Source organism: Streptomyces sp. NPDC088400 (genome assembly GCF_044753355.1).
Lineage (GTDB): Bacteria > Actinomycetota > Actinomycetes > Streptomycetales > Streptomycetaceae > Streptomyces.
Genome location: NZ_JBIVMZ010000010.1, coordinates 296,327 through 322,107, shown reverse-complemented (window position 1 = coordinate 322,107; position 25,781 = coordinate 296,327). Strand labels below are relative to the sequence as shown.

Genomic DNA, 25,781 nt, shown 5'->3' with positions numbered 1-25,781 from the left:
TCTTGCGTTTCCGACTCTATCAGACTCTTTCGTGTCCGATTCCCCGTCGGAGCGGGGTTCGCTTTCCAGTTCTTCGCTTTCGCGTTTCCCTTTCCAGCGGTTCCGACTCTACCAGATTCACTCGGCGCTACTGTCTGCCTCAAGAATTCCGGTGGCCTTTGGATTGGCCTTTTGCCTTTCGGCTGTTCACTACTTTAACCGAATCCCGGTCCGGCTCATAATCGAGCCATTGAGCCTGTATTTCGGCACGCCGAAAGTACATACCCGTTGGGGAGTGATCGTAAGTAGTGGATGGCCGCTCCGGGGGCTGCTGAACAGCAGGACCCGTGAAGTGCGGCTCGGGCTACGTTAGGGGGAGCCGCATGAGCGAGTCAAGTTCGGCGTTTGCGCGGTGCATGGGCGCGGTAGGGGCTGACCGAAGGGTCTCCGCCGATCCAGAAGCGCCAGGGGTGGCCGGCCCCGTCACCGCCCACTCCCGTACGGGGACCGCTGCGGACCTGGTCAGCCGTGATCGGGCTGCCCTTCAGTACCGACAGGGGAGCGCCGGGGCCGGCGCACACGTCCGTGCCGTTGAGGGCTCGGTCGACATCAAGGGCGGTGGCCAGGCGGGCCGGGCCTTTGGCCAATTCCCTGTCGTGGCGGGCCGAGAGTCGACGTTTCCGGGTCAGTTCGGCGCCGGTACGGATCTCGCCGGCCCGCAGCAGGACCCCGCTCGCCATGCCTTCGGGGCCGCACACCAGGTTGAGGCAGTGCCACATCCCGTAGGTGAAGTAGACGTACGCGTGACCGGGCGGACCGAACATCACCGCGTTGCGGGCCGTGCGGCCGCGGAAGGCGTGCGAGCCCGGGTCGATCTCGCCCGCGTATGCCTCTACTTCCGTGAGCCGGAGTTCGATGAGCCCGGCTTCCGTACTGCGCACCAGCGTTCGGCCCAGGAGGTCGGGCGCGACCTCCAGGACAGGGCGGTCGAAGAAGTCCCGCGGCAGCGGCATACGGTCGGAGCTCTCGGTCATGGCGTACGAGCGTACTGGGGAACCGGAAACCGGGGATCGGATGCCCGGGACCGGGAACCGACCACCGCCATGGCGCGTATGTAGAGGTCAGGACCTAGAAGGAGTGAATATGGGCTTCAAGAAGCTGCTCGCGAGCATGGGTGCCGGGGGCGCGTCCGTCGAGACGGAGTTGACCGAGTCGAACGTCGTCCCCGGCGGGGTCGTCCAGGGTGAGGTGCGGCTCCAGGGCGGCTCCGTGAACCAGCGGATCGAGGGGCTCAGCATCGGCCTCCAGGCGCGGGTCGAGGTCGAGGGCGGCGACCAGGAGAGCAAGCAGAACATCGAGTTCACCAAAGAGAACATCGGTGGGGCCTTCGAGGTGCAGGCCGGGGCCGTCCATGTGGTCCCGTTCGGTCTGGAGATCCCGTGGGAGACCCCGATCACGACCATCGACGGGCAGCAGCTGCGCGGGATGAACATCGGGGTGACCACGGAGCTGGCGATCGCACGGGCGCTGGACTCCGGTGACCTGGACCCGATCAACGTCCACCCGCTGCCGGCGCAGCAGGCGATCCTCGACGCCTTCATCCAGCTGGGCTTCCGCTTCAAGAGCGCCGACATGGAGCGTGGCCACATCCGCGGGACGCGGCAGCGGCTGCCGTTCTACCAGGAGATCGAGTTCTTCGCGCCGCAGCAGTACCGCGGGCTGAACCAGGTCGAGCTGACCTTCGTCGCGGACGACCGCGAGATGGACGTCATCCTGGAGATGGACAAGAAGCCGGGGCTGTTCAGCGAGGGCAGCGACTCGTTCAGGGCCTTCCAGGTGGGGCTCAACGACTTCCAGGGCACCGACTGGTCCGCCTATCTCAATCAGTGGCTCGCCGAGGTCGGTGGCCGTCGCAATTGGCTCTAGAGCCGGGGGCTAGGCTCGATTCCGCAAGGCAGGACAGCCGATTCGGAGGTTCAGACGTGACCGAGGCGAAGAGGGCTCCCCTCCCTCATGACTTCCATCCGCAGGTGCCGTCGTTCACCGTGGTGAGCGACGACGTCTCGCCCGGGGCGGTGCTGAAGGACGCCCAGGTCCATGCCGCCGGGAACACCTCGCCGCAGCTGCGGTGGGAAGGTTTCCCGGCGGAGACCAAGAGCTTCGCCGTGACGTGCTTCGATCCTGACGCGCCGACCGGCAGCGGGTTCTGGCACTGGGTGGTCTTCGACATTCCGGCGTCGGTCACCGAGCTTCCGGTGGGTGCGGGCAGCGGTGTGTTCGAGGGGCTGCCCGAGGGCGCCGTACAGGCGCGTAACGACTACGGGTCGAAGGACTTCGGTGGTGCGGCGCCGCCTCCCGGAGATCCGGCGCATCGTTACGTATTCACGGTGTACGCGGTGGACAGCGAGAAGCTGGGGCCCGACAGCGACGGCTCGCCCGCTTTCGTCGGGTTCAATCTGCGGTTTCACACGCTGGCGCGTGCGCAGCTCGTCGGGGAGTACGCGGCTCCTGCCGGGAGCTGACCGTTTGCCTGTTGTTTGCCCTGCCCTGGTCTTGGAGAGATCAGGGCAGGGCATTTTTTATTGTGTTGTCCCTCGTGGCGTGCCCGGCCAGAGTTGATCCGAGCCCAAGGGCCCCGTCGACGGGGCTGGGCCGGCACACGGGAGGTGGGCGGGATGCGGGACACGCTGGTACTGAATGCGAGCTTCGAGCCGCTGTCGACGGTGACACTCAACCGTGCGGTGGTGCTGGTGCTCCAGGACAAGGCCGTCGTCGAACAGGCCCACCCAGCCCTGCGCGTGCGTGCCGCCGCGGTGGAGCTTCCGGTGCCCCGGGTGATCAGGCTCTGCCGGTTTGTCCGGGTGCCCTTCCGAAGACAGGCTCCGTGGTCGAGGCGAGGGGTTCTGATACGGGACCAACACCGGTGCGCCTACTGCGGCAGACGCGCGACGACGGTGGACCACGTGGTGCCGCGGTCCCGGGGAGGTGCGGACAGCTGGCTGAATACGGTCGCTTCCTGCGCCGAGGACAACCATCGGAAGGCCGACCGTACGCCGGAGCAGGCGGGAATGCCCCTGCTGTACCAGCCGTTCGTGCCGTCCCCTGCCGAGGCGATGTTGCTTTCGCTGCGGGCGGGTGAGCGCTCGGAGCTGCCGCTGTGGCTGGCCGGGGTCGCAGGCGCGGTCGCCGGGCTCCCCGCCGCCCAGCCGGCCGCGTAGACCACGCGCAGGCCCTGTCCGCCGCGTTCTCCCGTACCCACCGGTCGCCGTTGTCGTACGGGAGGGGACTTCTACCCGTACCGGCCGCGTCCTATCCGTACCGGCGGATCAGCAGTTGGACGATGGCGACCACGCCGACGGCCACCACCAGGACGCGCAGTGCCACCGGTGGCAGCCGGCGGCCGACCTTGGCGCCGAGCTGGCCGCCCAGGGCCGAGCCCACGGCGATGAGCACGACCGCCGTCCAGTCGAACTCCGCGACGAAGAGGAAGAAGAGCGCGGCGACGCTGTTGACGACGGCGGCGAGGACGTTCTTGACGGCGTTGAGGCGCTGCAGGCTGTCGTCGAGCAGCATGCCCATCAGGGAGAGATAGATGATGCCCTGGGCCGCCGTGAAGTAGCCGCCGTACACACTGGCGAGCAGGAGTCCGGCGAACAGGAACGGGCCGCCGTTGGGGCTGGCTTGAGTGCCCTTCCGTTCGCGGCGGGCCTGGACGGTCCTGGCGAGCCGAGGCTGGAGGATCACCAGGACGAGGGCGAGCGTGACCAGGACGGGCACGATCGTCTCGAAGGCCGTCGAGGGCAGCAGGAGGAGCAGCGTGGCGCCGCTGAGTCCGCCGATGAGTGCCGCGCCGCTCAGGATCAGGATGCGGCGGCGCTGGCCGGTGAGTTCGGCGCGGTAGCCGATGGCTCCGCTGATCGAACCCGGTATCAGGCCAAGGGCGTTGGAGACGGTCGCGGTGACCGGCGGGAGACCGGTCGCCAGCAGGACGGGGAAGGTGATCAGCGTGCCGGAACCGACGATGGTGTTGATGGTGCCGGCGCTGATGCCCGCGACGAAAACGGCGAGCATCTCCCAGATGGTCACGGTGTACTGCCCCTCGGTGATCGGTGCCGGTCGCACCGATCATGCACGAGGGGCAGGTCCGATCAGTCCAGCGGGGTGTTCTGGGGGCGTTCCTTGGCGGTGTCGAAGCCGGGCACGCCGCCCCCGAGGTTGCCGAATGCTCCGCTGAGTCCCTTGAGGGCGTCGCCGATCTCGCTGGGCACGATCCAGAGCTTGTTGGCGTCTCCCTCGGCGATCTTGGGGAGCATCTGGAGGTACTGGTACGAGAGGAGCTTCTGGTCGGGGTCGCCCGCGTGGATCGACTCGAAGACCGTACGGATCGCCTGGGCCTCGCCCTCGGCGCGCAGGGCGGCCGCCTTGGACTCGCCCTCGGCGCGGAGGATCGCGGACTGCTTCTCGCCCTCCGCGGTGAGGATCTGGGACTGGCGGATACCTTCCGCGGTGAGGATCGCGGCGCGCTTGTCACGGTCGGCGCGCATCTGCTTCTCCATCGAGTCCTGGATGGAGGTCGGCGGCTCGATGGCCTTCAGCTCGACGCGGTTGACGCGGATGCCCCACTTGCCGGTGGCCTCGTCGAGGACGCCGCGCAGGGCCGCGTTGATCTCCTCACGGGAGGTGAGGGTCCGCTCCAGGTCCATGCCACCGATGATGTTGCGCAGGGTGGTGACGGTGAGCTGTTCGATCGCCTGGATGTAGCTGGCGACCTCGTACGTCGCCGCGCGGGCGTCGGTCACCTGGTAGTAGATGACGGTGTCGATGTTGACGACCAGGTTGTCCTGGGTGATCACCGGTTGGGGCGGGAAGGGGACGACCTGTTCACGGAGGTCGATCCGGTTGCGGATCGAGTCTATGAACGGAACGACGATGTTCAGTCCCGCGTTGAGTGTGCGTGTGTAGCGGCCGAACCGCTCGACGATGGCGGCGCTTGCCTGCGGGATGACCTGGATCGTCTTGATCAAGGCGATGAATACAAGCACCACCAGGATGACCAGGACGATGATGATTGATGGCATCGCGTTCCTCGGGCCCTTCGCTGCCGGATGTTCCGATGATCGAGTTTCTCAGACGGGGGACGTACGTGGCGACCGTTCAGGTGGGTTGGCTCACATCACGACGGCTGTCGCACCGTCGATTTCGACCACATCGACCTGTTGGCCTGGTTCGAACGTCGCTTGGTCGTCGTAGGAGCGCGCCGACCAGACCTCACCGGCGAGCTTGATTCGGCCACCTCTGCCGTCCACCCGCTCCAGGACCTCGGCCTGACGGCCCCTCAGGGCGTCGATCCCGGTGGCCGATCCGGGGCTCGCGCCCCGCTGCCGGGCCGCCAGCGGGCGTACGACCGCGATGAGCGCGACGGACACCACGACGAACACCAGCACTTGGGCCACCACTCCGCCGCCCAGCGCCGCGACGACGGCACCGGCGACGGCACCTACCGCGAACATGCCGAATTCGGGCATCGCCGTGATGACGAGCGGAATGCCCAGTCCGACGGCGCCGATCAGCCACCACACCCATGCGTCGATTTCCACATGGTCATGGTAGGTCCGGGGGTCCCTCTCGGGACAGGGGTGATAACCAGTCAGCTGAGCGGCAGTCCCTGCGCGGTCCAGCGGTCGCCCGTGCGTTCGACGACGAGCGGGAGTCCGAAGCAGCGCGAGAGGTTGCGGGAGGAGAGCTCCGTCTCCACGGGACCGGCGGCGAGCACCTTGCCCTGGCGAATCATGAGGACATGGGTGAAGCCCGGCGCGATCTCCTCGACATGGTGCGTGACCATGATCATGGAGGGGGCGTACGGGTCGCGGGCCAGGCGGCCGAGACGGCGTACGAGGTCCTCGCGCCCGCCGAGGTCCAGGCCGGCCGCGGGCTCGTCCAGGAGCAGCAGCTCGGGGTCGGTCATCATCGCGCGGGCGATCAAGGTGCGCTTGCGCTCGCCCTCGGAGAGCGTGCCGAACCTGCGGTCCAGGAATTCGGTCATGCCGAGCCGGTCGAGAAAGGCGCGGGCGCGCTGCTCGTCGACCTCGTCGTAGTCCTCGTTCCATGACGCGGTCATGCCGTACGCGGCGGTGAGCACGGTCTGGAGGACTGTCTGGCGCTTGGGCAGCTTCTCGGCCATGGCGATGCCCGCGATGCCGATCCGGGGACGGAGGTCGAAGACGTCGACCTTGCCGAGGCGCTCGTCGAGGATCTTCACCGTGCCGGTGGTCGGGAAGAGATAGCTGGACGCGAGATTGAGGAGAGTGGTCTTGCCGGCGCCGTTGGGGCCGAGGATCACCCAGCGCTCCCCCTCCTTGACCGACCACGAGACATCGTCCACCAGAGCACGTCCGTCGCGGACCACGGATACGTCCACCAGCTCCAGTACATCGCTCATGAGCGCGTTGTCTCCCCATGCAATCGTCTTGAGGTTTCGGATGCGCCGGTAGGCGCGGCCCCCAGGGAAAACCTACGCCACCGGTCGGGCCGACCGGCTGTGAGGTCCGATACCCCGGGTTCCTTAGGCTGGGTCCATGCTTTCGCAACCACGCTCAGGACTGCTGGCCGCTTGGGGAAACGCCCTGTTGGCCGGGTTTGTATCGCCGGACGATGCCATGCTCGCCGTGGTCGGCGACGATGCCGTGCACCGGGTGGAAGGCCTGCCCGGCGAGGCCGGCCCCGTCGGGCTCACGCTGGCGCTGGGGCGGTTGCGGGCGCTCGGAGTGACCGGGTTCCGGATCGCGCTGCCCGCGCCGGGGCATCCGCTCGGGCTGAGCGGACCGCCCGAGTTCAACGCACGCGCGCTGGAGGCGGAGGAGGCGGTGATCGCCACGGGGGCGCCGTACGGGCTCGTACCCGCGGTGACCTCGGTGGGCCCCGACGGGGACCAGCACGTCGAGGTCGTCTGGCACTGCCTGCCCGTACGGGACGCACCACCGGTGGACGTGCCGTCCCTCGGGGAAGCGGAGCGGGAGCTGGCCGAGGCGCTGCGGGAGGCGACCGACCTGCTCTCCCGGCTGGATGTGGCCGCGTCCGGGCCGATGGCCGAGGCCGCGCTGGACGCGTACCGGGCACGGTCCGAGCGGGGGCGCGAGGTACTGGCTCCGGGCTATCCGCCGCGGGCGGTGCGGGTGCTCGAACTCGCGCAGCGGATCGGGCTGCTGGTCTCGCTGGCGTACGAGCACGGGCACGGGGGTGCGGTGAGCGCGTCGGAGATGGCGGCGCGGGGGGAGGCGTTGCGGCCGGTGGAGCGGTTCGCCCGGCGGGCGCAGGTGGCGTCGTACAACGCGTATGTGGAGGAGCGGGAGCGGGGGTGAGGTGTCGCCGTCCGGCGGGGCGCCGGTTGGCGGGGCGGGTCCCGGCGGGGTGCGGGTGCGGGGCGCCGTCCGGCGGGGGTGCGGGGCGGGTGCGGTGTGCGGGTGGTGCGGGGGCCGGGGGCTCCGGAGGCGCATGTCCGGACTGCATGATTTACGCCACGTGCGGGCTTGTTCTTCGGGTGCCGGTCCGTAAGCGGCACAAATCACGCTCTACGTCCGGACACATCACCTCCTGCGCACCCGTCCCCCTCCCGCCCGTCGCCCGACTGCGCGCCCTTGGGGGGCGGGGTGGATGGGGTGCCGCCCCGGCTCTGTTGTGGGGTTGGGGTGGGGGCTGGGGTGGGCTCTCCGGCCCGGTGGGGGTAGCGGGTGGGGTTGGGGTGGTGCCCCACCCCCTGGAGGGAGTGGGGCCCGTGGGTCAGTGGTTCACGGAGTGGTTGCCGAACGCCGGGTTCAGCAGGCCGATCACGGTCACCGTGTTGCCGGTCACATTGACCGGGACGGCGACCGGGACCTGAACCGCGTTGCCGGAGCCGACGCCCGGGCTGTGCTGCGCAGAGCCGTTGGCGTGGGCGCCGCCGTCGGTGGCGAAAGCGGCACCGGCGGAGGCACCCGCGGCGAGACCGGCGGTGACGAGAACCAGAGCGGCCTTCTTGGCAACCTTCATGGGATATTCCTTAATCGCGATCATCACGTGTGACGACAATTCGCCGACGCACGCCATGAAGAACGCCCGACCAGCGATCAGGATGCGCCGTGTGGGTGACATACACACGACGGTATGAATCTCGGACTGAAGGACAACCGCCCCATTAGTCCGTAAGCCCATGTCGGACGGCCCACAGTGCTGCTTGTGTGCGGTCCGAGAGATCCAGCTTCATCAGAATGTTCGATACATGCGTCTTCACGGTCTTCTCGGAAAGCACCAGGGCGCGGGCGATCTCCCGGTTGGAGCGTCCGTCGGCGATCAGGCCGAGTACCTCGCGCTCCCGGTCGGTGAGTGAAGTGCCCCTCCCCTGGCCGCTGTTGGGCTCGTCCTGGGCCAGCAGCGCGCCCGCGACCTCCGGCTGGAGGAGCACATGGCCCGCGTGGACGGAGCGGATGGCACCGGCCAGGGCCTCGGGATCGACGTCCTTGTAGACGTAGCCGGAGGCTCCGGCGCGCAACGCGGGGACCACGGTGCGCTGTTCGGTGAAGCTCGTGACGATGAGGACCCTGGCCGGATTGTCGAGGTCCCGGAGTTTGCGCAGCGCCTCGATGCCGTCCATGCCGGGCATCTTGATGTCCATCAGGACGACGTCGGGGCGCAGTTCCTCGGCGCGGGCGACTCCCTCGGCGCCGTCGGACGCCTCGCCGACGACCTTGATGTCGTCCTGGATCTCCAGGAAGGTACGGAGTCCGCGCCGGACCACCTGGTGGTCGTCCACCAGCAGTACGTGGATGGCTCGCCCGTCCGGCCTTGCGCTGCCCCTGTCCTGTTCAGCCACCGGGCACCTCCATCTCGATCGTGGTGCCTTGTCCGGGGGCCGATCGCACCCGGAGTCTGCCGCCCACCCCGCTCGCCCGGTCGCGCATCGAGACCAGGCCGAGGTGGCGGCCCGCCCGGCGGACCGTCCGGGGTTCGAAGCCCTTGCCGTTGTCGGTGACCGTGAGGGCCGCGCCCTGGCCCCGGCGGGCGAGGACGACATCGACCCGGTCGGCGCCGGAGTGACGCAGCGCGTTGTGCAGGGCTTCCTGGGCCACGCGCAGGAGTGCCTCCTCCTGGGCCGCCGGAAGGGCCCGTACCGCACGGCTCTCGAAGGTGACCCGGGCGGAATGCGCACGGTCGAGCACCCTGATCTGGGTACGGAGCGTGTGGACCAGGCCGTCCTCGTCGAGGGCGGCGGGGCGCAACTCGACGACGGCGGCGCCCAGTTCCTCGGTCGCCTCGGCGGCGAGCGCGGCGACCTGCTGGAGTTCGTCCTTGGCGCGGTCGGGGTCGCGGTCCACCAGGGCGGCCGCCGCCTGGGCCGTCAGCCGTAGCGAGAAGAGCTTCTGGCTGACGGCGTCGTGCAGTTCGTGGGCGAGGCGCGAGCGTTCCTCGGCGATGGTGAGTTCGCGGCTGCGTTCGTACAGGCGGGCGTTGGTGAGGGCGATCGCGGCGTGCTGGGCGAGGATCGAGAGGAGTTCCTCGTCCTCCTCGGTGAATCCGCAGCCGCCGTCCGGCTTGGGGCAGCGTTTGTTGGCGAGGAAGAGCGCGCCGAGGGTTTCGTCGCCGTCCCTGACCGGCAGGCCCAGGAAGTCCGACATGTCGGGGTGCGCGGCGGGCCAGCCCTCGAAGCGGGGGTCCTCGCGTACGTCGGCGAGGCGCTCGGCCTTCTCGTCGTGGAGCATCGCGGCGAGGATGCCGTGCTGGCGCGGCAGCGGGCCGATGGCCTTCCACTGTTCGTCGCTGACGCCGTCCACGACGAACTGGGCGAAGCCGCCGTGATCGTCCGGGACGCCGAGCGCCGCGTACTCGGCGTCGAGCAGTTCGCGGGCCGAGGCGACGATCGTCTTGAGGACGTCACGCACCTCCAGATGCCTGCTCATCGCGAGAAGTGCGGTGCTCACGGCTGCCAGGCCGGAGCTCGGTCGGTGGCTCATGGCCTCACCGTACCGGCGGGCGGGACACGTCGTATCGGACCGGAGACGCACCCGGCCGGGGCTGTTGGCCTAGGCCGAAATGCCCTGGTGGGACGGGGCCCGCGGACGAGGCGGCGGAGGGTGGCGGGTTCCTACGTTGGGTGCGTCAGGTGGGGCACGTCGGCGTAAGAGGGAGTGGACGTCATGCCGGTGGCGATCATCACGGGGGCTTCGAAGGGACTGGGGCGCGCGCTGGCGTCGGCGCTCGCCCGGCGCGGCTGGGATCTGGTGCTGGACGCCAGGACCGCGCGCGTACTGAAGGAGACGGCCGCGGAGGCGGGGGCGTACGGGACTCGTGTGGTGGCGCTCGCCGGGGACATCACGGACGCCGGGCACCGGACGGAGCTGGTGGCCGCGGCGGCGGAGCTGGGTGCGCTCGATCTGGTGGTGAGCAACGCCTCCGCGCTGGGCGCGGAGCCGCTCGTACGACTGGACGCGCTGCCACTCGACGGGCTGCGAGCGGCGCTGGAGACCAATGTGGTGGCGGCGCTCGGGCTCGTACGGGAGGCGCTGCCGCTGCTGCGGGCGAGCGCGGCGGGCACGGTGATCACGGTCAGTTCCGACGCGGCGGCCGAGGCGTACGGGACCTGGGGCGGGTACGGGGCGTCCAAGGCCGCGCTGGACCAGCTCGCCGCCGTGCTCGCGGTGGAGGAGCCGGGGCTGCGGGTGTGGGCGGTGGACCCGGGTGACATGGGGACGGACCTGTACGCGGCCGCCGTGCCGGACGACACCGATCCGCGTCCGGAGCCGGAGTCGGTGGTGCCGGGCTTCCTGCGGCTGCTGGAGCGGCGCCCGCCGAGCGGACGGTACGCGGCCCCCTCGTTGCTGGAGGTGACCGAGTGAGGAAGACGGCCGCCCGGTGTCCGGAGGCCACTACGGGCCCCGGAGACCAGGGAGCGGGGCCGGGCGGTACGAGGATGGTGTCGAGCGTGCTGGAAGGGCTGCGGGTGCCCGCGGAACTGTCGGCGCGGGTCCCGGCGGAGCAGCGCGGGGCGGGCAGGGATGACGTACGGCTGCTGGTGTCCCGGGGGACGCGGGTCACCCACCACGCCTTCCGTGAGCTGCCGGGGCAGCTGCGGGCCGGGGACGTACTGGTCGTCAATACGTCGGCCACGCTCCCGGCCGCGGTCAACGGCCGTCTGGGCGGCGAGCGGGTCGTCGTGCACTTCTCGACGCGCGGCGACGACGGCCGGTGGGCGGTGGAGCTGCGGGTTCCGGACGTGCGGGCCGGTGCGGGGACCACCCTGCCCCGGGCCGGGGGCCCGGTGGGGGCGATCGTACGGCTGCCGGGCGGGGAGCGGCTCGTCCTGGAGGAGCCGCTGACCTCCGGGAAGGCACGGCTGTGGTGGGCGACGGTCTCGTACGCCGATGTGCCGGCGCTGATGCACCGCTACGGCCGGCCCATCCGCTACGGGTACACGGAACGGGACCAGCCGCTGTCCGCGTACCAGACGGTGTTCGCGCTCCCCTCCCCCGACGGCTCGGGCTCGGCGGAGATGCCGAGCGCCGGCCGGCCCTTCACCTCGGGTCTGATCGCGGAGCTGGTGAGCCGGGGCGTGTGGTTCGCGCCGCTCACGCTGCATACGGGGGTGGCGTCGGTGGAGGCGTACGAGCCGCCGTATCCGGAGCGCTTCGAGGTGTCGGAGGCGACGGCCCGGCTGGTGAACGCGGCTGCGGCGGGCGGCGGCAAGGTAGTCGCGGTCGGCACGACGGCGGTACGGGCCCTGGAGTCGGCGGCGGGACCGGACGGGGTGGTGCGGGCGGCCTCGGGGTGGACGGATCTGGTGCTGACGCCCCGCCGCCGGGTACGGGCCGTGGACGGCCTGCTGACCGGGCTGCACGAGCCCGAGGCCTCGCATCTGCTGATGCTGGCGGCGATCGCCGGGCGGGAGGCGCTGGAGCGGGGGTACCGGGAGGCGCTGCGGCGGCGCTATCTCTGGCACGAATTCGGGGATGTCCATCTGCTTCTCCCCGGCGAGAGCCCTTGAAAGAGGCCCCCGGAGGCTCCGGGGGCCTCTTTCAAGGGCTCCAGGAGCCTCCGGGTGGGTGCCCGTGGAGCCCAGGGACGGGCTATCCGGGGAAATCGCTCACGTTTCGCATTGCTGAAGCAACGCATGGTCAAGTTGTTATGCCCCCGATGTGAGCCCGCACATAGGACGTGGATCACTTACGAAGTTCGCTAGTCGATAAGAAACCCGGGTGTGAGCACGGCGTAAGGGGTCGACAGGGCGCTATTACAGCGACTGGTTCCACTATCCGAGGTCGTACGTCACACCTTTGCCAGGCGTTTTTGCTGCCGCTAAGAATTGCATTCGTCGCCGCCGAGTTGGCTGGCCGCCCGGCCTCCGCGACTTCCGCTATTCGAAGAGGTACGTCTCTATGTTCTCGTCACGCACCCCTGGTCTCAGTCGCCTGAACAAGACCCAGAAGGCTTCGGCCGCCGGCATAGCCGCCGCCGGTGTCGCGGCCCTCACGTTCTCGCTCGTCCCCGGTGGCAACGCCACCGCCGACGCTGAGCCCAAGCAGCAGCCCGTCGCCGCTTCGCAGGTCGCCTGGAAGTCGACTTCGGACAGCGCTCAGGCCTCGGCCGTGCACGCGATCATCGCCAAGCAGCACACCACTGCCGACAGCTCCGCCAAGGCTCACGCCGCCGCGGTGAAGGCAGCGGACAAGGACAAGGCCGAAGCAGCCGCCAAGGCCAAGGCCGCCGCCAAGGCGAAGGCTGAAGCGAAGGCCAAGGCGGCCGCGAAGGCCAAGGCCAAGGCCGCCGAGAAGCGGGGCAGCAAGGCGACGACCGCCAGCCGCTCCGTCGAGCGCAAGCCGGTCTACGCCAACAACCTGGACGGCTGGATCCGTGAGTCGCTGGCCATCATGAAGGCCAAGGACATCCCCGGCTCGTACGAGGGTCTGCACCGGAACATCCTCCGCGAGTCGTCCGGCAACCCGTCGGCGATCAACAACTGGGACATCAACGCCCAGAACGGCATCCCGTCGAAGGGCCTGCTCCAGGTCATCCCCCCGACGTTCAAGGCGTACCACGTCTCCGGAACGCCGAACAACATCTGGAACCCGGTCTCCAACATCGTGGCCGCGGCCAACTACGCCGCTGACAAGTACGGCTCGATGGACAACGTCAACAGCGCGTACTGAGTCGTCCCCACCCGGACGACCGGACGGACCGACGGCAGGACCGACGGCAGGACCAGCGTCCCGCTGTCCGGCTGTCCGGCTGTCCCGCTGAGCACACACTGACGCGTCGCCCGTGCGCGACGAGGCGTACCGACGCGTGACAACGCCGGAGGGCGGCACCCCCTGCTTGGGGGTGCCGCCCTCCGGCGTATGTGCGTGGTACGTACGCCCGCGGGTGCGGGCGTACGGGCGGACCGCTACTTGCGCATGACCTCGGGCTCGTGGCGGCGCAGCAGACGCGACACCGCGACACCGCAGAGGGCGCCCATCACCAGCAGGATCGTGATGTTGATGCCCCACTGGCCCACCGAGTGCTCCCACAGACCGTCCACGTCGGTGGGCTTCTGCGGGTCCCACGGCGGCATCAGCGTCTGGAGGTCGAGGGTCGAGCCCGCGCCCGCGATGGCCCAGCGAGAGGGCATCAGCCAGGCGAACTGCTCCAGGCCCGGCGAGCCGTACAGCTGGAAGAGGACGCCGGTGAAGACGACCTGGACGATCGCGAACATGACCAGCAGCGGCATCGTCTTCTCGGCCGTCTTCACCAGCGAGGAGATGACCAGGCCGACCATCATCGAGGTGAAGCCGAGGGCGATCACGACCAGGCAGATCTCGACGGCCGGGGGCATGAGCAGCCCCTCCGCCGGCATCGCACGGTTGGCGAAGCCGATGCCGCAGATGATGACGCCCTGGATTGCCGTGATCACACCGAGCACGATGACCTTGGACATCAGATACGCGGAGCGGGACAGACCGGTGGCCCGTTCCCGTTCGTAGATCACCCGTTCCTTGATCAGCTCACGTACGGAGTTGGCCGCACCCGAGAAGCACATGCCGACCGCGATGATCAGCATGATCGTGCCGGCCTTGCCGTTGAACTTGACCGGCGGATCGGGCGGCCCGAGGCCGAATTCGGCCGGGATGACGAGACTGACCACGCCGAGGACGGCCGGCAGGATCACCATCAGCCCCATGAAGCCCTTGTCGGACGCGATCACCGATGTGTAGCGACGCATCAGTGTCCAGAGCTGGGAACCCCAGCTCTGCGCCTTCGGCGGGCGCATCTGCTGCGGCGGCGGCACAGGGGCGGACTGGACGGCGACGGCGTCGATGTCGGCGGCGTACATCTGGTAGTGCTGCGAACCGCGCCAGCGGCCCGCCCAGTCGTAGTCGCGGTAGTTCTCGAACGCCGAGAAGACGTCCGCCCAGGTGCTGTAGCCGAAGAAGTTGAGCGCCTCCTCCGGCGGGCCGAAGTACGCGACGGAACCGCCGGGGGCCATCACGAGCAGCTTGTCGCAGATGGCCAGCTCGGCCACGGAGTGGGTGACGACCAGGACCGTACGGCCGTCGTCGGCGAGGCCGCGCAGCAGCTGCATGACATCGCGGTCCATGCCCGGGTCGAGGCCGGAGGTCGGCTCGTCCAGGAAGATCAGCGACGGCTTGGTGAGCAGCTCCAGGGCCACGGACACGCGCTTGCGCTGACCACCGGAGAGCGAGGTGATCTTCTTGCCCTTGTGGATGTCGAGCTTCAGCTCGCGCAGCACCTCGTCGATACGCGCCTCGCGCTCGGCCTCGGCGGTGTCACCGGGGAAGCGGAGCTTGGCGGCGTACTTGAGGGCCTTCCTGACGGTCAGCTCCTTGTGCAGGATGTCGTCCTGCGGGACCAGACCGATGCGCTGGCGCAGCTCGGCGAACTGCTTGTACAGATTCCGGTTGTCGTAGAGGACATCGCCCTGGTCGGCGGGGCGGTAGCCGGTGAGCGCCTTGAGCAGGGTGGACTTGCCGGAGCCCGACGGGCCGATGACCGCGACCAGCGACTTCTCGGGGAGGCCGAAGGAGACGTCCTTGAGGATCTGCTTGCCGCCGTCGACCGTCACCGTCAGGTGGCGGGCGGAGAAGGAGACCGCACCGGTGTCGACGAACTCTTCGAGCCGGTCGCCGACGAGGCGGAAGGTCGAGTGGCCGACGCCGACGATGTCGTTCGGGCCGAGGAGTACGGTGCCGGACTTGGCGATCGGCTGTCCGTTGACGTACGTGCCGTTGTGGGATCCGAGGTCACGGATCTCGAAGCGGCCGTCGGGCGTCGCCGTGAACTCGGCGTGCAGGCGCGAGACCTGGAGGTCGGATACGACCAGCTCGTTCTCGAGCGCACGGCCTATCCGCATCACGCGGCCGAGCGAGAACTGGTGGAAGGTGGTCGGGCTGCGGTCGCCGTGCACCGGCGGGGCCCCCGCGGCGCCGCCCGAGCCCGAGCCCGTGCCCTGCTGGTGCGGCACCTGTGCCTGGTGCTGCGGTGCGTGCTGCTGGGGAACCTGCTGCTGAGGTGTCTGGTGTTGAGGTGCCTGTTGCTGAGGTGCCTGGTGCTGGGACTGCTGCCAGTTCTGCTGCTGGGCGGGTGCCTGCTGCTGATACTGCGGTGCTTGCTGCTGCGCGGGCTGGTGCTGCGGCGCCTGGTGCTGCGGTTGCTGCTGCCAATTCTGCTGCTGCGGAGCCTGCTGGGACGCCGCACCCTGCGCGCTGTACGCGCTGCCGGCGCCTCCCTTGGCACCGTTGGCGTCGTCAAGACTCAACCGGGGCCCGTCAGTGGCATTTCCGAGATGTACGGCAGAGCCGGCGGCGATGTCCATCTGATGGATGCGCTGGCCCCGCACATAGGTGCCGTTGGTGCTGCCGTGGTCCTCGATGACCCAACCACGGCCCCCCCAACTAATGGTGGCGTGACGCCACGAGACCCTGGCGTCATCGACCACCAGGTCACCCTGCGGATCACGCCCCAGGGTGTATGACCTGGACGGATCGAGCGTCCAGGTCCTTCCGTTCAATTCCAGTACGAGTTCCGGCACTCCATGCCCCACTAATTGTCCCCCGAAGTTCCCCCGTCACAGGGAGTCTAGGGATGGCGAACATCGGGGGGAACTATTTCAGGCCCACGCCCCTCTTCGAAAGTCGGGCCTCATGCGATACGGGTACAACCACGTAACAGCCCCCGGGGAGGGGCTGTTGACGCGGGAGAAAGGCACCCGGAGAGCATTAACCGCGCACGAGTGACCACGGATCATGTGCGAAGGCAAGGAACAGCAACAAGAGGGACAAAACCAACGGGAATCGGCACCGTCGCACAGAGCCTTCGGAGGACACAGAGCCTTCGGAGGACGTGGCCGCAGGCACCGGATCGGCATACCGCCGACATCGACAGCCACGGTGAGCCGGGCACCGGGGCAACGGTGAGCCGGGGCACCGATCGGGACGGCGGCCGCTCCGGCGCCCCGGAGGCCGGACGGTTCGGCCAGGCCCTTCGATGACCCGTCCACCGCTGGTCCCACCCGGCCCCCACGCAGCACCGAGGCGGCGGCCCACCGTCGCTTTCCGGCCACCTGAAGGGGATCGGACCGAGCCCCCGGTCACGTACCGGGGCGCGCCCGCCACCCACCGTGTACGAGGCGTCCGGCCCGCCTCGTCACACGTGTCCGCCAAGCGGGACGGGCGGCTGCTTTCCGAGCCGCGCCCGATACGGTGGAACCACCATGAGCGCACCTCAGCCCCCTCGGACCGCCGACGTCCCCACCCTTCTCGTCAAGATCTTCGGGAAGGACCGCCCCGGCATCACCGCCGGGCTCTTCGACACTCTCGCCGCCTACTCCGTCGATGTGATCGACATCGAGCAGGTCGTCACCCGTGGCCGGATCGTCCTGTGCGCACTGATCACCGCGCCGACGGCCACCGACCCCAGCGCGGGCGAGCTACGGGCGACCGTTCACAGCTGGACGGAGTCGCTCAACCTCCAGGCAGAGATCATCTCCGGTACGGGCGACAACCGGCCGCGTGGCAGCGGCCGTTCGCATGTCACCGTGCTCGGCAACCCACTGACCGCGGAGTCGACGGCGGCCATAGCGGCCAGCATCACCTCGACCGGCGGCAACATCGACCGTATCTTCCGGCTGGCGAAATACCCGGTCACCGCGGTGGAGTTCGCGGTGTCCGGCGTGGAGACCGAACCGCTGCGCACCGCACTGGCCACGGCAGGCTCCGAGATCGGGGTGGATGTCGCCGTCGTCTCGGCCGGACTGCACCGCCGGGCCCAGCGGCTGGTCGTCATGGACGTGGACTCGACCCTCATCCAGGACGAGGTCATCGAACTCTTCGCGGCGCACGCCGGCTGCGAGGCCGAGGTCGCCGCGGTGACGGCCAGGGCCATGCTCGGGGAGCTGGACTTCGAGGAGTCCCTGCACGCGCGGGTGGCACTGCTCGCCGGGCTCGACGCGTCGGTGGTGGACAAGGTACGGGCCGAGGTCCGGCTCACACCGGGGGCCCGCACCCTGATCCGTACGCTCAAGCGGCTCGGCTACCAAGTCGGCGTCGTCTCCGGCGGATTCACCCAGGTCACCGATGCTCTCCAGGAACAGCTCGGACTGGACTTCGCCTCCGCCAACACGCTGGAGATCGTGGACGGGAAACTCACCGGGCGCGTGGTGGGCGAGATCGTCGACCGCGCGGGCAAGGCCCGGCTGCTGCGCCGGTTCGCCACCGAGGCGGGCGTACCGCTGGCACAGACCGTCGCGATCGGCGACGGCGCCAACGACCTGGACATGCTGAACGCGGCGGGCCTCGGCGTGGCCTTCAACGCCAAGCCGGTGGTCCGCCAGGCCGCCCACACAGCGGTGAACGTCCCGTTCCTGGACACCGTGCTGTACCTCCTGGGGATCACCCGCGAAGAGGTCGAGGCGGCCGACGGCGAAGACGGCCGGCAGGACGACTGACAGGCCGACCACTACGGAAAAGCCCCGGCACGTGTCCTTGAATCCAAGGGCCCGTGCCGGGGCTTCTCATATACGTATGTGCGTACGCGGACCAGAAGGCCTGGTCAGCGCTGGTGACCGGCCTTTCGGCGCCTGGTCAGTCGTGCGGGGTCCAGAAGTCGACCAGCCTGCCCGCCCCGTGCTCCACCGACTTCCAGGACGTGGTGAAGGTGATCACGGCGAAGGCCGAGGTCGGGAATCCGGAACGGGTCATCCGAGCGATGGTGTCACCCTCCGACGTACCCGAAAGGGCATCGGCGAGCGCGTGCGTACCGGGATTGTGGCCGACGAGAAGGAGATCATTCACGTCGTCTGGGGTCTCATTGATCAGCGCCAGAAGATCACCGAGGGTGGCGTCGTAGAGCCGGTCCTCATAGACGGTCTTGGGACGCGTCGGCAACTCGTGCACGGCCAGCTTCCACGTCTCACGGGTTCTGACCGAAGTGGAACAGAGAGCCAGGTCGAAGGCGATACCGGTATCGGCGAGCCTGCGGCCGGCCACGGAGGCATCCGAGCGGCCCCGCTCAGCGAGCGGCCGATCATGGTCGGGCACATCGGGCCAGTCGGCCTTCGCGTGCCGGAGTAGGACGATCCTGCGCGGTGTATCGACGCTCATGCATCCCAGCTTCGCATGAATCGCGCCAGCAGGCGCAGGGTGTTGGCGTGCTGCCCCAGCACGGGTGAACAGTCTCACCGCCCTCTCGGCATCACCGCGCCAGGGTCAGGCGGATCTGCTCCAGAACAGGGCCGACCACGGGATCACCCGCCGCGGCGTGTGCCCCGCCGGAGTCCGCCATCAGCGCAAGCAGCACAACGAAAGCAAGCGCCGGCAGAGCGACAGACCACCACGGCAGCCGGATCTCGACGCTACCGGAGGATGCCTGGGAGTGGGACCGGCCGTGTGTGTGGGCCGACATGGCCGCCTCCGGGGTGGGTGGATTCGCGATGCCTCAAACCTACGGATCATGAGCCCCGAATCCCATCCGGCAACCCACCCACTTCACCCTGAGCCCCGCCCCCTAAGGGACGCCCACTTTTTTTGGGGCTCGGTTCGCCTCCGGGGCGCTTTGAGCCGCTGTCGACGGTCGACCGTGCTCGCCCCCTCGTTCCTCGGGGCCTGCGCGCGCTCTCCCTTACGACAGCGGCGCGCCCCTTCGGCTCACTCGCCGGCGGACGACCGGGCCGGGACGTCCAGGCACCGACACCCCACACACCACACACCGCCGGACGGCGACACCGTGCTAAGGCTTCACGGCGAGACGACAGACGCGATAACGCCGATGATCACCATGATGCCGATAATCGTGCCGAACAGGAGGAGCAGCTTCTGCTGGCCGTTCTGAGGATTTGGGTCAAGGACTGGCATGCGCTCAGTGTCGCATCTGCGCTTCGTCCTCGATCGTCCGGTCCCGCCCAGCCACGGCCCCCGCCACCATCTGCGGCACGAGGAGCCCCGCCATCAGCGCGATCGGCAGCCCCCAGCCCCCGGTGTGCTGGTACAGCACACCCACCAGCAACGGCCCGGGGATCGAGATCAGATAGCCCACGCACTGGACGAACGCGGAGAGCCGTACGACACCCGCCCCGGTCCTGGACCGCATACCGATCATGGTGAGGGCCAGCGGAAAGGCACAGTTCGAGATGCCCAGAAGCACGGCCCAGAGCCAGGCCCCGCCGACCGGGGCGAAATAGAGGCCCGCGTAGGCGGTCAGCCCGCACGCCCCCAGGGCGACGCCGACGGACCCCTGGTTCTTCATGCGCGCGGCCGTTCGCGGGATCACGAAGGCCAGTGGCACGCCCATCACCATGATCACGGCAAGCAGCAGACCCGCTGTGCCCGCCGGGACGCCCGCGTCGCGGAAGATCTGCGGCATCCAGCCCATCGTGATGTACGCGCCGGTGGCCTGAAGGCCGAAGAAGCAGGCGAGCGCCCAAGCGGTACGGCTGCGCTCAAGCCGGAGCCCCGAGGCCGTGCGCAGGGCCGGGCCCGACACAGAACCCGAACCCGAACCCGACGCGGACATGGCACCGGCACCAGAACCGGCACCAACCGCGGACGTCGCGCTTCGGTCACGTACCAGCCCCAGCCACGGCAGCACGGCGACCGCCGCAAGCACAGCCCAGACGCCGAGCCCCATCCGCCAACTGCCGCCCAGCGCCTCGGTCATGGGCACGGTCACAGCGGCGGCGGAAGCGGTGCCGAGCGCGAGGCCCATCGAGTACAGACCTGTCATGGTGCCGACGCGGTCGGGGAAGTAGCGCTTGACGATCACCGGCATCAGCACGTTGCTGACGGCGATCCCCATGAGTGCGAACGCGCTCGCCGCGAGGAAGCCGACCGTACCGTTCGCGAAGGGCCGGATCAGCAGGCCCGTCGTAATGGCGATCATGCCCGCGCAGACGACCGCGCCGGGGCCGAAGCGCCGGGCCAGGCGGGGCGCGGTGAAGCCGAAGAGCGCGAAACAGAAGGGCGGTACGGAGGTGAGGACACCCGCGACGCTGCCGCTCATGTGCAGCCCGACCCGTACCTCTTCGAGCAGCGAGCCGAGGCTGGTGATGGCGGGGCGGAGGTTCAGGGCGGCGAGGACCAGTCCGACGACGAGCAGCCGCGTGAGCCAGACCGACGTACGCGGCCCGGCGGAATCGAGGGAGTCGGAGGAGTAGCCGGAATCGGTGGCGCCGGAGACGGACGCGGATGCCGTCCCGGGCTGGCTCAGGGTCCGGGCCCGGGTCTGGGTCTGGGCGTAGGCCTGGGTGTGAGTGTGGGTCGGGATCGGTATCTGCGGCTCGTCGGGCATGGGGACATCATAGAATCATGGGATGATTGGCTGTCCAATCCTCTTTCGGCCTGACACAGGCATGGCCCCCGACAGACTTGGAACACCATGGCGCTGACCTCTCCCCGGCGTTCCGCGCTCTCCGACCAGGTGATCACCGAGCTGCGGAACCAGATCACGTCCGGCGAATGGCCGGTGGGCTCACGTATCCCCACCGAGCCCGAGCTGGTCGAGCAGCTGGGCGTGGCCCGTAACACCGTCAGGGAGGCGGTTCGCGCGCTCGCCCACAACGGGCTCCTGGACATCCGGCAGGGTTCGGGGACGTATGTCGTCGCGACGAGCGAACTGGCCGGGGTGATGCACCGCAGATTCGCCGGCGCGGATCCGCGGCATGTCGCCGAGCTGCGCTCCACGCTGGAGTCCTCGGCCGCCCGGCTGGCGGCCGAGCGGCGTACGGAGCGGGACCTGCGGCAGCTGGAGACCCTCCTCGCCCGGCGCGAGGAGGCCTGGGAGGCGGGCGACGCCGAACGGTTCGTCACGGCCGACGCGACCCTGCACATGGCGGTCGTCTCGGCCTCGCACAACGACGTAATGATCGAGCTGTACGCGGACCTGGGCCACCTGCTGCGCGAAACGCTCCGCGACGACGTGGGGCGGGAGTTGCGCCCCGAGAACCATATGGACCACGCGCGGCTGGTGGCGGCGATCCGGGCGGGCGATGTGGACACCGCGGGCACCGAGGCCGCGAGTCACGCCCTCAACTGCCTTGCGGAACGGGCCTGAGGCAAACCAGCGGCGAGCGAGTCCCGGAGTCTCCGGAGCGAGCGGACACCCGAGGCTGGACGGACACCCAACGGCTCGACGGACGCTCAAAGGTCTCCGGCAAAGCCCGCAGCGCGCTTGACGCTCTTATTGATCGACCCGCTCATGGGTGACCCACGCTGCGCGTATCCCCTTCCAGCAACGGCCGGCGAGCTCCACGTATCCCGTAGGCGGTACGTCCGCCGGGGCACCGTCCTCGTCGATGTCCCACCAGCGCTCACACTCGATGTGCAGCCGGAGCCGGTCGGTCTCCGGATACGGGTTGTGGCAGGACGCGGTGGCGTGCGAGCCCTCGATCCGCGTACGGCACGAGGCGTGGGGGCGGGCCGCGGGCGGTGACGCGCCCACCCTCGCCCGCGTCGATCCGACCAGGGTGGGAGGGTCGGCCAGGGCCGCGGGACCGGGTGCGGCGCACAGCTCCGAGGTGACGGCGAGCCCTGTCGTGATCAGTACGGCTCCGACGAGGGCCGCGGCACGTCCGGACAGCGGGCGCACACGCACACCTCCTGCCCGCGACCGACCGAAATGACCCGATACGCAAAGTCTGCGGTGGATCGCCGTTCTTTTCGAATCGAGGCCCGCTCCCGATCCCGTGGAACGCGGAAGCCGCGCGCCGTCTTCTCGACGGTCGCGCGGCTTCCGGGATCACGTGCCTGCGTACGTACGGGCGGTCAGGCGCCCATCATGTGCACGCCACCGTCGACGTGGACGATCTCGCCGGTCGTCTTCGGGAAGAAGTCCGACAGCAGACCGACGACGCCCCGGCCGGCCGGCTCCGGGTCGGACAGGTCCCAGCCGATCGGCGCGCGGTGGTTCCACACGTCCGCGAGCTCTTCGAAGCCCGGGATGGACTTGGCGGCCATCGACTTGATCGGACCGGCCGACACCAGGTTGCAGCGGACGTTCTTCGCACCCAGGTCACGGGCGAGGTAGCGGCTGGTGGACTCCAGGGCCGCCTTGGCGACACCCATCCAGTCGTACTTCGGCCAGGCGACCTGCGCGTCGAAGGTGAGGCCGACGACCGAGCCGCCGCGCGGCATCAGCGGCAGGCAGGCCGTCGTCAGCGACTTCAGCGAGTACGCCGAGACGTGCACCGCCGTGCCGACGTCCTCCCAGGTGCCCTCCAGGAAGTTGAAGGCGCCCTGCGGGCCGAAGGCGATCGAGTGCACGACACCGTCGAGCCCGGCGCCCTCCCCCTGGTGCTCACGGATCTTGTCGGCCAGGCCGTCCAGGTGCTCCTGGTTGGTGACGTCCAGCTCGATGACCGGGGCGGGCTTGGGCAGTCGCTTGGCGATGCGCTCGACGAGGGTGAGCCGGCCGAAGCCGGTGAGGATGACCTCGGCGCCCTCCTCCTGCGCCACCTTGGCGGCATGGAAGGCGATGGAGCCCTCGGTGAGGACCCCCGTCACGAGAATGCGCTTGCCGGCGAGGATTCCACTCATGTCGGTCAGTGACCCATGCCCAATCCGCCGTCAACGGGAATGACGGCTCCAGTGATGTACGAGGCGTCGTCGGAGGCGAGGAACCGCACGGTCGCGGCGATCTCCTCCGGCGTCGCATAACGGCCGAGCGGCACCTGCGAGACGATGCCCGCGCGCTGCTCCTCGGTGAGCACCTTCGTCATGTCGGTGTCGACGAAGCCGGGCGCGACGACATTGAAGGTGATGTTGCGCGAGCCCAGTTCGCGGGCGAGGGAGCGGGCGAAACCGACCAGACCGGCCTTGGAGGCGGCGTAATTCGCCTGCCCCGCCGAGCCGAGCAGCCCCACCACCGAGGAGAGGAGGACGACGCGGCCCTTCTTGGCACGCAGCATGGCGCGGTTGGCGCGCTTGACGACCCGGAAGGTGCCGGTGAGGTTGGTGTCGAGGACGGAGATGAAGTCATCCTCGGACATCCGCATCAGCAGCTGGTCCTTGGTGATACCGGCGTTGGCCACCAGCACCTCCACGGGCCCCTGCTTCTCCTCAATCTCCTTGTAGGCCTGCTCCACCTGCTCGCTGTCGGTGATGTCGCAGCGGACCGCCAGGCAGCCCAGCTTCGTCAGCTCCTCCGGCGGTTCGCCGGAACGGTATGTGATGGCGACCTTGTCGCCGTTGTCGGCGAAGGCACGGGCGATGGCGAGGCCGATGCCCCGGTTTCCTCCGGTGACGAGAACCGAGCGGCTCAACGGATCAGCCTTTCCCTAGCGGTCTGGTTCCTCGAAAACCTACCGCCACCGGCCCCTTCTCAGGGAATCGCCCCCTGACAGCACCTCGGTACGGTCACTGTCGGGTCCCTACAGAAACGGGCCTCAGCCATCGCCGCACGGACTCACTCGCCGCCGTACAGCCGTTCCAGCCCCACGAGCACAACCTCGCCACGCCGCTCGGCGGCCCGCAGTTCGGGAGTGAACCCGGCCCCGCTGAAGCAACAGGCCCGGACCTGCCCCACATCGATGCCACGTCCGGCCGGCAGCCGCAGAACCGCCCGCAGCCGTTCGAGATGGCCGATCCCCATCACCTGATCCCACGTGCACTCCCCGATCGCGAGCAGGACTCCGTTGTCCTGGCCGACAGCGCCGTGGACCACGACGTCGATCTCGTACGACGAGCGGTTCGCCGGATCGGAGACGGTGCCGTACGAGACATCGATCGGCAGCCCACCGAGCGTCTCGGGTGCCGCGAAGTGGGCGACCCAGTCCCGGCAGAGCTGCTCGAAGTGCGGCCCCACCACAAAGCGGAAGAAGCGCGGCCGGCTGCTCTGCCAGGCGGCTTCGGCCATCCCCCGGTCCAGCATGGCGATCTTCGGCCGCACGATCGCATGGTCAAAGTTGATCAGCGGTTCGGCCACCTGGTGGGTTCGCCTCCTGAGAGAATTAAGGGAAACGTACTTCCCGGAAGTACGTTTCCCGTGGCTTTTCACCCGCTCAGGGGACAGGCCACCCGGCACCGGACCTGCTTGCCGATCGACGACCGGATGACGTGCCAGCCCGGCGCGAGCAGATCCAGCAGAACGAGTCCCCGCCCCGACTCCGCCACCGCGTTGTCGAGCGCGACACCTCGCCTTCGCGGCACCGTGTCCGGGTCCGGGTCGTGGACGGTGACCGCCACCCCGAAGGAGACCGCGTAGACCTCCACGACGACCGGCACGTGGTCCCCGCAGGCCCGGACAGCGTTTCCGATCAGCTCGGACGAGGGCATCGAAGAAGTACGCACCTTCGCCGACGCGTTCGAACGCATCGTCGCCACCGCACTGCCGACGGACGACTCGCTGGCACTGATTGCCCGGATGGGCCGCCTTCCGTGACGGCGTCGTCTCCGGAGAACTCTGAGACAGGGCCAGGGACGGAGCGTGTCCTGCACACGTCCGCGACCGGGTCCGTCACGTCCGCGACCGGGTCCGTACGGCTCGATGTCAGATACGGCGCCGTGTCAGATGAGACCAGGCGCCGCCACAGGCAGGCCGATCTCCTTCGCGACGTCCAGCATCCGCTTGTCGTAGCTGATGAGTACGTCGAGCGCGTCACCCATGATCTGCGCACTGGCCACGTGAACGGCGTCGAGGGTGCGCGCACTCCCGGGCAACGTCGCTGCCGCGTTGCGCACCTCGTCGGTCAGCAGAATCTCGGTGAAGTCGCGGGCCAACTCCCGCATCAGGGAGGGGAAGTCACCGACCTGGTCCATGGTCCGCACGGTTTCCACGAAGCCCAGGCTGCTGGTCGCCATCGGGGTGGACGGCCTACTGGCGAGGTATTCGCCCAGCTCGCGCGCGTACTGGCGTCTGGAGAGGAGGGTGACGATGGCAGAGGTGTCCAGATAGATCAACGCGGTTCGTCCTCACGGTCCGCGAGCAGTACAGCCAGCGGCGACTCACCACCGAGGGGCTCACAGACCGGCAGTCGGTCCAGGTCCGTCGTGGTGGTGGCGGTCAGCCGGATCTGGCCTTGCGCGACGAGTGAGGCATATCGCTGAGAGCCTCCGCTCCCCGGCAGCAGTATGGCGATGACGTTGCCGTGCCGCGTCACCTCAATCGCTTCCCCTTTCTCCACCCGCGCGAAGACAGCGCTCGGGTTGTAGGAGAACTCGCGGACCGAAATCGCGCTCATCAGGGCCTCCTCATCTGTCCTGCGGAGTCTGTCCTGCGTACCATCCAGCCAATGTACCTACATTGTACGTACAGTACGCACAATTTGGCGGGGGTGCCCCGTCAGCGCCTACCAC

The 25,781-nt window shown here is 69.0% G+C and carries 29 protein-coding genes; 9 read left to right on the top strand and 20 right to left on the bottom strand.

Features of this window, described 5'->3' with window-relative positions:
* Positions 1 to 371: 371 nt before the first annotated feature.
* Complete coding sequence (locus ACIQD6_RS25555) at positions 372 to 1,013, bottom strand: DNA-3-methyladenine glycosylase (protein WP_401886160.1); 642 nt, start codon at positions 1,011 to 1,013, stop codon at positions 372 to 374.
* A 109-nt stretch (positions 1,014 to 1,122) separates the two neighbouring features.
* Between ACIQD6_RS25555 and ACIQD6_RS25550 the strand changes: the two genes are divergently transcribed.
* From ACIQD6_RS25550 to ACIQD6_RS25540, 3 genes are all read left to right on the top strand, one after another.
* On the top strand, positions 1,123 to 1,905 hold the full coding sequence (locus ACIQD6_RS25550) for a sporulation protein (RefSeq protein ID WP_401886158.1): 783 nt from the start codon (positions 1,123 to 1,125) through the stop codon (positions 1,903 to 1,905).
* A 56-nt stretch (positions 1,906 to 1,961) separates the two neighbouring features.
* The gene (locus ACIQD6_RS25545; RefSeq protein WP_401886156.1) at positions 1,962 to 2,501 is read left to right on the top strand and encodes a YbhB/YbcL family Raf kinase inhibitor-like protein; all 540 of its coding nucleotides are present in this window, start codon (positions 1,962 to 1,964) and stop codon (positions 2,499 to 2,501) included.
* A gap of 153 nt (positions 2,502 to 2,654) precedes the next feature.
* The gene (locus ACIQD6_RS25540) at positions 2,655 to 3,197 is read left to right on the top strand and encodes an HNH endonuclease (protein WP_401886153.1); all 543 of its coding nucleotides are present in this window, start codon (positions 2,655 to 2,657) and stop codon (positions 3,195 to 3,197) included.
* Between the two features lie 91 nt (positions 3,198 to 3,288).
* On the opposite strand, the gene ACIQD6_RS25535 is transcribed toward ACIQD6_RS25540, so the two are convergent.
* The 4 genes from ACIQD6_RS25535 to ACIQD6_RS25520 form a co-directional block, all read right to left on the bottom strand.
* Positions 3,289 to 4,065, bottom strand: coding sequence for a sulfite exporter TauE/SafE family protein (locus ACIQD6_RS25535; RefSeq protein ID WP_401886152.1), 777 nt, complete (start codon positions 4,063 to 4,065; stop codon positions 3,289 to 3,291).
* Between the two features lie 62 nt (positions 4,066 to 4,127).
* Complete coding sequence (locus tag ACIQD6_RS25530; RefSeq protein WP_401886149.1) at positions 4,128 to 5,057, bottom strand: SPFH domain-containing protein; 930 nt, start codon at positions 5,055 to 5,057, stop codon at positions 4,128 to 4,130.
* A 90-nt stretch (positions 5,058 to 5,147) separates the two neighbouring features.
* Positions 5,148 to 5,576 (bottom strand): NfeD family protein, encoded by a 429-nt coding sequence (locus ACIQD6_RS25525; RefSeq protein WP_401886148.1) that lies wholly within the window; start codon positions 5,574 to 5,576, stop codon positions 5,148 to 5,150.
* Between the two features lie 50 nt (positions 5,577 to 5,626).
* Entirely contained in the window at positions 5,627 to 6,418 is a 792-nt protein-coding gene (locus ACIQD6_RS25520) for an ABC transporter ATP-binding protein (RefSeq protein ID WP_401886146.1), read from the bottom strand.
* Positions 6,419 to 6,554: 136 nt separating this feature from the next.
* Between ACIQD6_RS25520 and ACIQD6_RS25515 the strand changes: the two genes are divergently transcribed.
* Complete coding sequence (locus ACIQD6_RS25515; RefSeq protein WP_401886144.1) at positions 6,555 to 7,337, top strand: hypothetical protein; 783 nt, start codon at positions 6,555 to 6,557, stop codon at positions 7,335 to 7,337.
* A gap of 418 nt (positions 7,338 to 7,755) precedes the next feature.
* Here ACIQD6_RS25515 and ACIQD6_RS25510 read toward each other — a convergent pair whose 3' ends face one another.
* From ACIQD6_RS25510 to ACIQD6_RS25500, 3 genes are all read right to left on the bottom strand, one after another.
* Positions 7,756 to 8,004 (bottom strand): chaplin, encoded by a 249-nt coding sequence (locus tag ACIQD6_RS25510; RefSeq protein WP_401886142.1) that lies wholly within the window; start codon positions 8,002 to 8,004, stop codon positions 7,756 to 7,758.
* A gap of 145 nt (positions 8,005 to 8,149) precedes the next feature.
* Positions 8,150 to 8,824 (bottom strand): response regulator, encoded by a 675-nt coding sequence (locus tag ACIQD6_RS25505; protein ID WP_401886140.1) that lies wholly within the window; start codon positions 8,822 to 8,824, stop codon positions 8,150 to 8,152.
* Complete coding sequence (locus ACIQD6_RS25500) at positions 8,817 to 9,962, bottom strand: GAF domain-containing sensor histidine kinase (RefSeq protein WP_401886138.1); 1,146 nt, start codon at positions 9,960 to 9,962, stop codon at positions 8,817 to 8,819. The genes ACIQD6_RS25505 and ACIQD6_RS25500 overlap by 8 nt, the downstream gene beginning before the upstream one ends.
* Positions 9,963 to 10,145: 183 nt before the next feature.
* Here ACIQD6_RS25500 and ACIQD6_RS25495 point away from each other — a divergent pair, with 183 nt between their 5' ends.
* The 3 genes from ACIQD6_RS25495 to ACIQD6_RS25485 all read left to right on the top strand — a co-directional run bounded on the left by ACIQD6_RS25495 (position 10,146) and on the right by ACIQD6_RS25485 (position 13,151).
* Positions 10,146 to 10,844: an SDR family NAD(P)-dependent oxidoreductase gene (locus ACIQD6_RS25495; RefSeq protein WP_401886135.1), complete on the top strand. Its 699-nt coding sequence runs from the start codon at positions 10,146 to 10,148 to the stop codon at positions 10,842 to 10,844.
* Positions 10,845 to 10,918: 74 nt separating this feature from the next.
* Positions 10,919 to 11,989, top strand: a complete 1,071-nt coding sequence (locus ACIQD6_RS25490) for an S-adenosylmethionine:tRNA ribosyltransferase-isomerase (RefSeq protein WP_401886190.1) — start codon at positions 10,919 to 10,921, stop codon at positions 11,987 to 11,989.
* 391 nt (positions 11,990 to 12,380) lie between these two features.
* Complete coding sequence (locus tag ACIQD6_RS25485) at positions 12,381 to 13,151, top strand: transglycosylase SLT domain-containing protein (RefSeq protein ID WP_401886133.1); 771 nt, start codon at positions 12,381 to 12,383, stop codon at positions 13,149 to 13,151.
* 236 nt (positions 13,152 to 13,387) lie between these two features.
* Here the strand turns inward: ACIQD6_RS25485 and ACIQD6_RS25480 are convergent, their stop codons facing one another.
* A complete protein-coding gene (locus tag ACIQD6_RS25480; protein WP_401886130.1) occupies positions 13,388 to 16,042 on the bottom strand; it encodes an FHA domain-containing protein in 2,655 nt (884 codons plus the stop codon).
* 669 nt (positions 16,043 to 16,711) lie between these two features.
* On the opposite strand from ACIQD6_RS25480, the gene serB reads away from it, so the two are divergent.
* On the top strand, positions 16,712 to 17,944 hold the full coding sequence (serB, locus tag ACIQD6_RS25475) for a phosphoserine phosphatase SerB (RefSeq protein ID WP_401886128.1): 1,233 nt from the start codon (positions 16,712 to 16,714) through the stop codon (positions 17,942 to 17,944).
* Between the two features lie 136 nt (positions 17,945 to 18,080).
* On the opposite strand, the gene ACIQD6_RS25470 is transcribed toward serB, so the two are convergent.
* From ACIQD6_RS25470 to ACIQD6_RS25455, 4 genes are all read right to left on the bottom strand, one after another.
* Entirely contained in the window at positions 18,081 to 18,599 is a 519-nt protein-coding gene (locus tag ACIQD6_RS25470) for a SixA phosphatase family protein (RefSeq protein WP_401886127.1), read from the bottom strand.
* A gap of 91 nt (positions 18,600 to 18,690) precedes the next feature.
* Positions 18,691 to 18,900 carry a hypothetical protein gene (locus ACIQD6_RS25465; protein ID WP_401886125.1) on the bottom strand — a complete coding sequence of 70 codons (210 nt, stop codon included), beginning with the start codon at positions 18,898 to 18,900 and terminating at the stop codon, positions 18,691 to 18,693.
* A gap of 332 nt (positions 18,901 to 19,232) precedes the next feature.
* Positions 19,233 to 19,349, bottom strand: coding sequence for an SGM_5486 family transporter-associated protein (locus ACIQD6_RS25460; RefSeq protein ID WP_401886122.1), 117 nt, complete (start codon positions 19,347 to 19,349; stop codon positions 19,233 to 19,235).
* 4 nt (positions 19,350 to 19,353) lie between these two features.
* Positions 19,354 to 20,781, bottom strand: a complete 1,428-nt coding sequence (locus ACIQD6_RS25455) for a CynX/NimT family MFS transporter (RefSeq protein WP_401886121.1) — start codon at positions 20,779 to 20,781, stop codon at positions 19,354 to 19,356.
* An 87-nt stretch (positions 20,782 to 20,868) separates the two neighbouring features.
* Between ACIQD6_RS25455 and ACIQD6_RS25450 the strand changes: the two genes are divergently transcribed.
* Entirely contained in the window at positions 20,869 to 21,543 is a 675-nt protein-coding gene (locus ACIQD6_RS25450; RefSeq protein ID WP_401886120.1) for a FadR/GntR family transcriptional regulator, read from the top strand.
* Positions 21,544 to 21,669: 126 nt separating this feature from the next.
* On the opposite strand, the gene ACIQD6_RS25445 is transcribed toward ACIQD6_RS25450, so the two are convergent.
* From ACIQD6_RS25445 to ACIQD6_RS25415, 7 genes are all read right to left on the bottom strand, one after another.
* On the bottom strand, positions 21,670 to 22,077 hold the full coding sequence (locus tag ACIQD6_RS25445) for a hypothetical protein (protein WP_401886118.1): 408 nt from the start codon (positions 22,075 to 22,077) through the stop codon (positions 21,670 to 21,672).
* Positions 22,078 to 22,253: 176 nt separating this feature from the next.
* Complete coding sequence (gene fabI, locus ACIQD6_RS25440) at positions 22,254 to 23,024, bottom strand: enoyl-ACP reductase FabI (protein ID WP_401886117.1); 771 nt, start codon at positions 23,022 to 23,024, stop codon at positions 22,254 to 22,256.
* A 5-nt stretch (positions 23,025 to 23,029) separates the two neighbouring features.
* Complete coding sequence (gene fabG, locus ACIQD6_RS25435; RefSeq protein ID WP_401886115.1) at positions 23,030 to 23,749, bottom strand: 3-oxoacyl-[acyl-carrier-protein] reductase; 720 nt, start codon at positions 23,747 to 23,749, stop codon at positions 23,030 to 23,032.
* A 143-nt stretch (positions 23,750 to 23,892) separates the two neighbouring features.
* Positions 23,893 to 24,375 carry a hypothetical protein gene (locus tag ACIQD6_RS25430; protein WP_401886113.1) on the bottom strand — a complete coding sequence of 161 codons (483 nt, stop codon included), beginning with the start codon at positions 24,373 to 24,375 and terminating at the stop codon, positions 23,893 to 23,895.
* 104 nt (positions 24,376 to 24,479) lie between these two features.
* On the bottom strand, positions 24,480 to 24,800 hold the full coding sequence (locus ACIQD6_RS25425; RefSeq protein ID WP_401886110.1) for an ATP-binding protein: 321 nt from the start codon (positions 24,798 to 24,800) through the stop codon (positions 24,480 to 24,482).
* Between the two features lie 192 nt (positions 24,801 to 24,992).
* Positions 24,993 to 25,385, bottom strand: coding sequence for a type II toxin-antitoxin system VapC family toxin (locus ACIQD6_RS25420; protein WP_401886108.1), 393 nt, complete (start codon positions 25,383 to 25,385; stop codon positions 24,993 to 24,995).
* Entirely contained in the window at positions 25,382 to 25,666 is a 285-nt protein-coding gene (locus ACIQD6_RS25415) for a type II toxin-antitoxin system Phd/YefM family antitoxin (RefSeq protein WP_401886106.1), read from the bottom strand. The genes ACIQD6_RS25420 and ACIQD6_RS25415 overlap by 4 nt, the downstream gene beginning before the upstream one ends.
* Between the last annotated feature and the right edge of the window lie 115 nt (positions 25,667 to 25,781).

Excerpts from the sequence above, each read along its gene's own strand:
- fabI (WP_401886117.1), bottom strand. The coding sequence starts at position 23,024 with ATGAGTGGAATCCTCGCCGGCAAGCGCATTCTCGTGACGGGGGTCCTC.
- ACIQD6_RS25470 (WP_401886127.1), bottom strand. The coding sequence starts at position 18,599 with ATGAGCGTCGATACACCGCGCAGGATCGTCCTACTCCGGCACGCGAAG.
- serB (WP_401886128.1), top strand. The coding sequence starts at position 16,712 with ATGAGCGCACCTCAGCCCCCTCGGACCGCCGACGTCCCCACCCTTCTC.
- ACIQD6_RS25510 (WP_401886142.1), bottom strand. The coding sequence starts at position 8,004 with ATGAAGGTTGCCAAGAAGGCCGCTCTGGTTCTCGTCACCGCCGGTCTC.
- ACIQD6_RS25515 (WP_401886144.1), top strand. The coding sequence starts at position 6,555 with ATGCTTTCGCAACCACGCTCAGGACTGCTGGCCGCTTGGGGAAACGCC.
- ACIQD6_RS25490 (WP_401886190.1), top strand. The coding sequence starts at position 10,919 with ATGGTGTCGAGCGTGCTGGAAGGGCTGCGGGTGCCCGCGGAACTGTCG.
- ACIQD6_RS25465 (WP_401886125.1), bottom strand. The coding sequence starts at position 18,900 with ATGTCGGCCCACACACACGGCCGGTCCCACTCCCAGGCATCCTCCGGT.
- ACIQD6_RS25540 (WP_401886153.1), top strand. The coding sequence starts at position 2,655 with ATGCGGGACACGCTGGTACTGAATGCGAGCTTCGAGCCGCTGTCGACG.
- ACIQD6_RS25495 (WP_401886135.1), top strand. The coding sequence starts at position 10,146 with ATGCCGGTGGCGATCATCACGGGGGCTTCGAAGGGACTGGGGCGCGCG.
- ACIQD6_RS25520 (WP_401886146.1), bottom strand. The coding sequence starts at position 6,418 with ATGAGCGATGTACTGGAGCTGGTGGACGTATCCGTGGTCCGCGACGGA.
- ACIQD6_RS25415 (WP_401886106.1), bottom strand. The coding sequence starts at position 25,666 with ATGAGCGCGATTTCGGTCCGCGAGTTCTCCTACAACCCGAGCGCTGTC.
- ACIQD6_RS25455 (WP_401886121.1), bottom strand. The coding sequence starts at position 20,781 with ATGCCCGACGAGCCGCAGATACCGATCCCGACCCACACTCACACCCAG.
- ACIQD6_RS25550 (WP_401886158.1), top strand. The coding sequence starts at position 1,123 with ATGGGCTTCAAGAAGCTGCTCGCGAGCATGGGTGCCGGGGGCGCGTCC.
- ACIQD6_RS25500 (WP_401886138.1), bottom strand. The coding sequence starts at position 9,962 with ATGAGCCACCGACCGAGCTCCGGCCTGGCAGCCGTGAGCACCGCACTT.
- ACIQD6_RS25425 (WP_401886110.1), bottom strand. The coding sequence starts at position 24,800 with ATGCGTTCGAACGCGTCGGCGAAGGTGCGTACTTCTTCGATGCCCTCG.
- ACIQD6_RS25450 (WP_401886120.1), top strand. The coding sequence starts at position 20,869 with ATGGCGCTGACCTCTCCCCGGCGTTCCGCGCTCTCCGACCAGGTGATC.
- ACIQD6_RS25460 (WP_401886122.1), bottom strand. The coding sequence starts at position 19,349 with ATGCCAGTCCTTGACCCAAATCCTCAGAACGGCCAGCAGAAGCTGCTC.
- ACIQD6_RS25530 (WP_401886149.1), bottom strand. The coding sequence starts at position 5,057 with ATGCCATCAATCATCATCGTCCTGGTCATCCTGGTGGTGCTTGTATTC.
- ACIQD6_RS25555 (WP_401886160.1), bottom strand. The coding sequence starts at position 1,013 with ATGACCGAGAGCTCCGACCGTATGCCGCTGCCGCGGGACTTCTTCGAC.
- ACIQD6_RS25485 (WP_401886133.1), top strand. The coding sequence starts at position 12,381 with ATGTTCTCGTCACGCACCCCTGGTCTCAGTCGCCTGAACAAGACCCAG.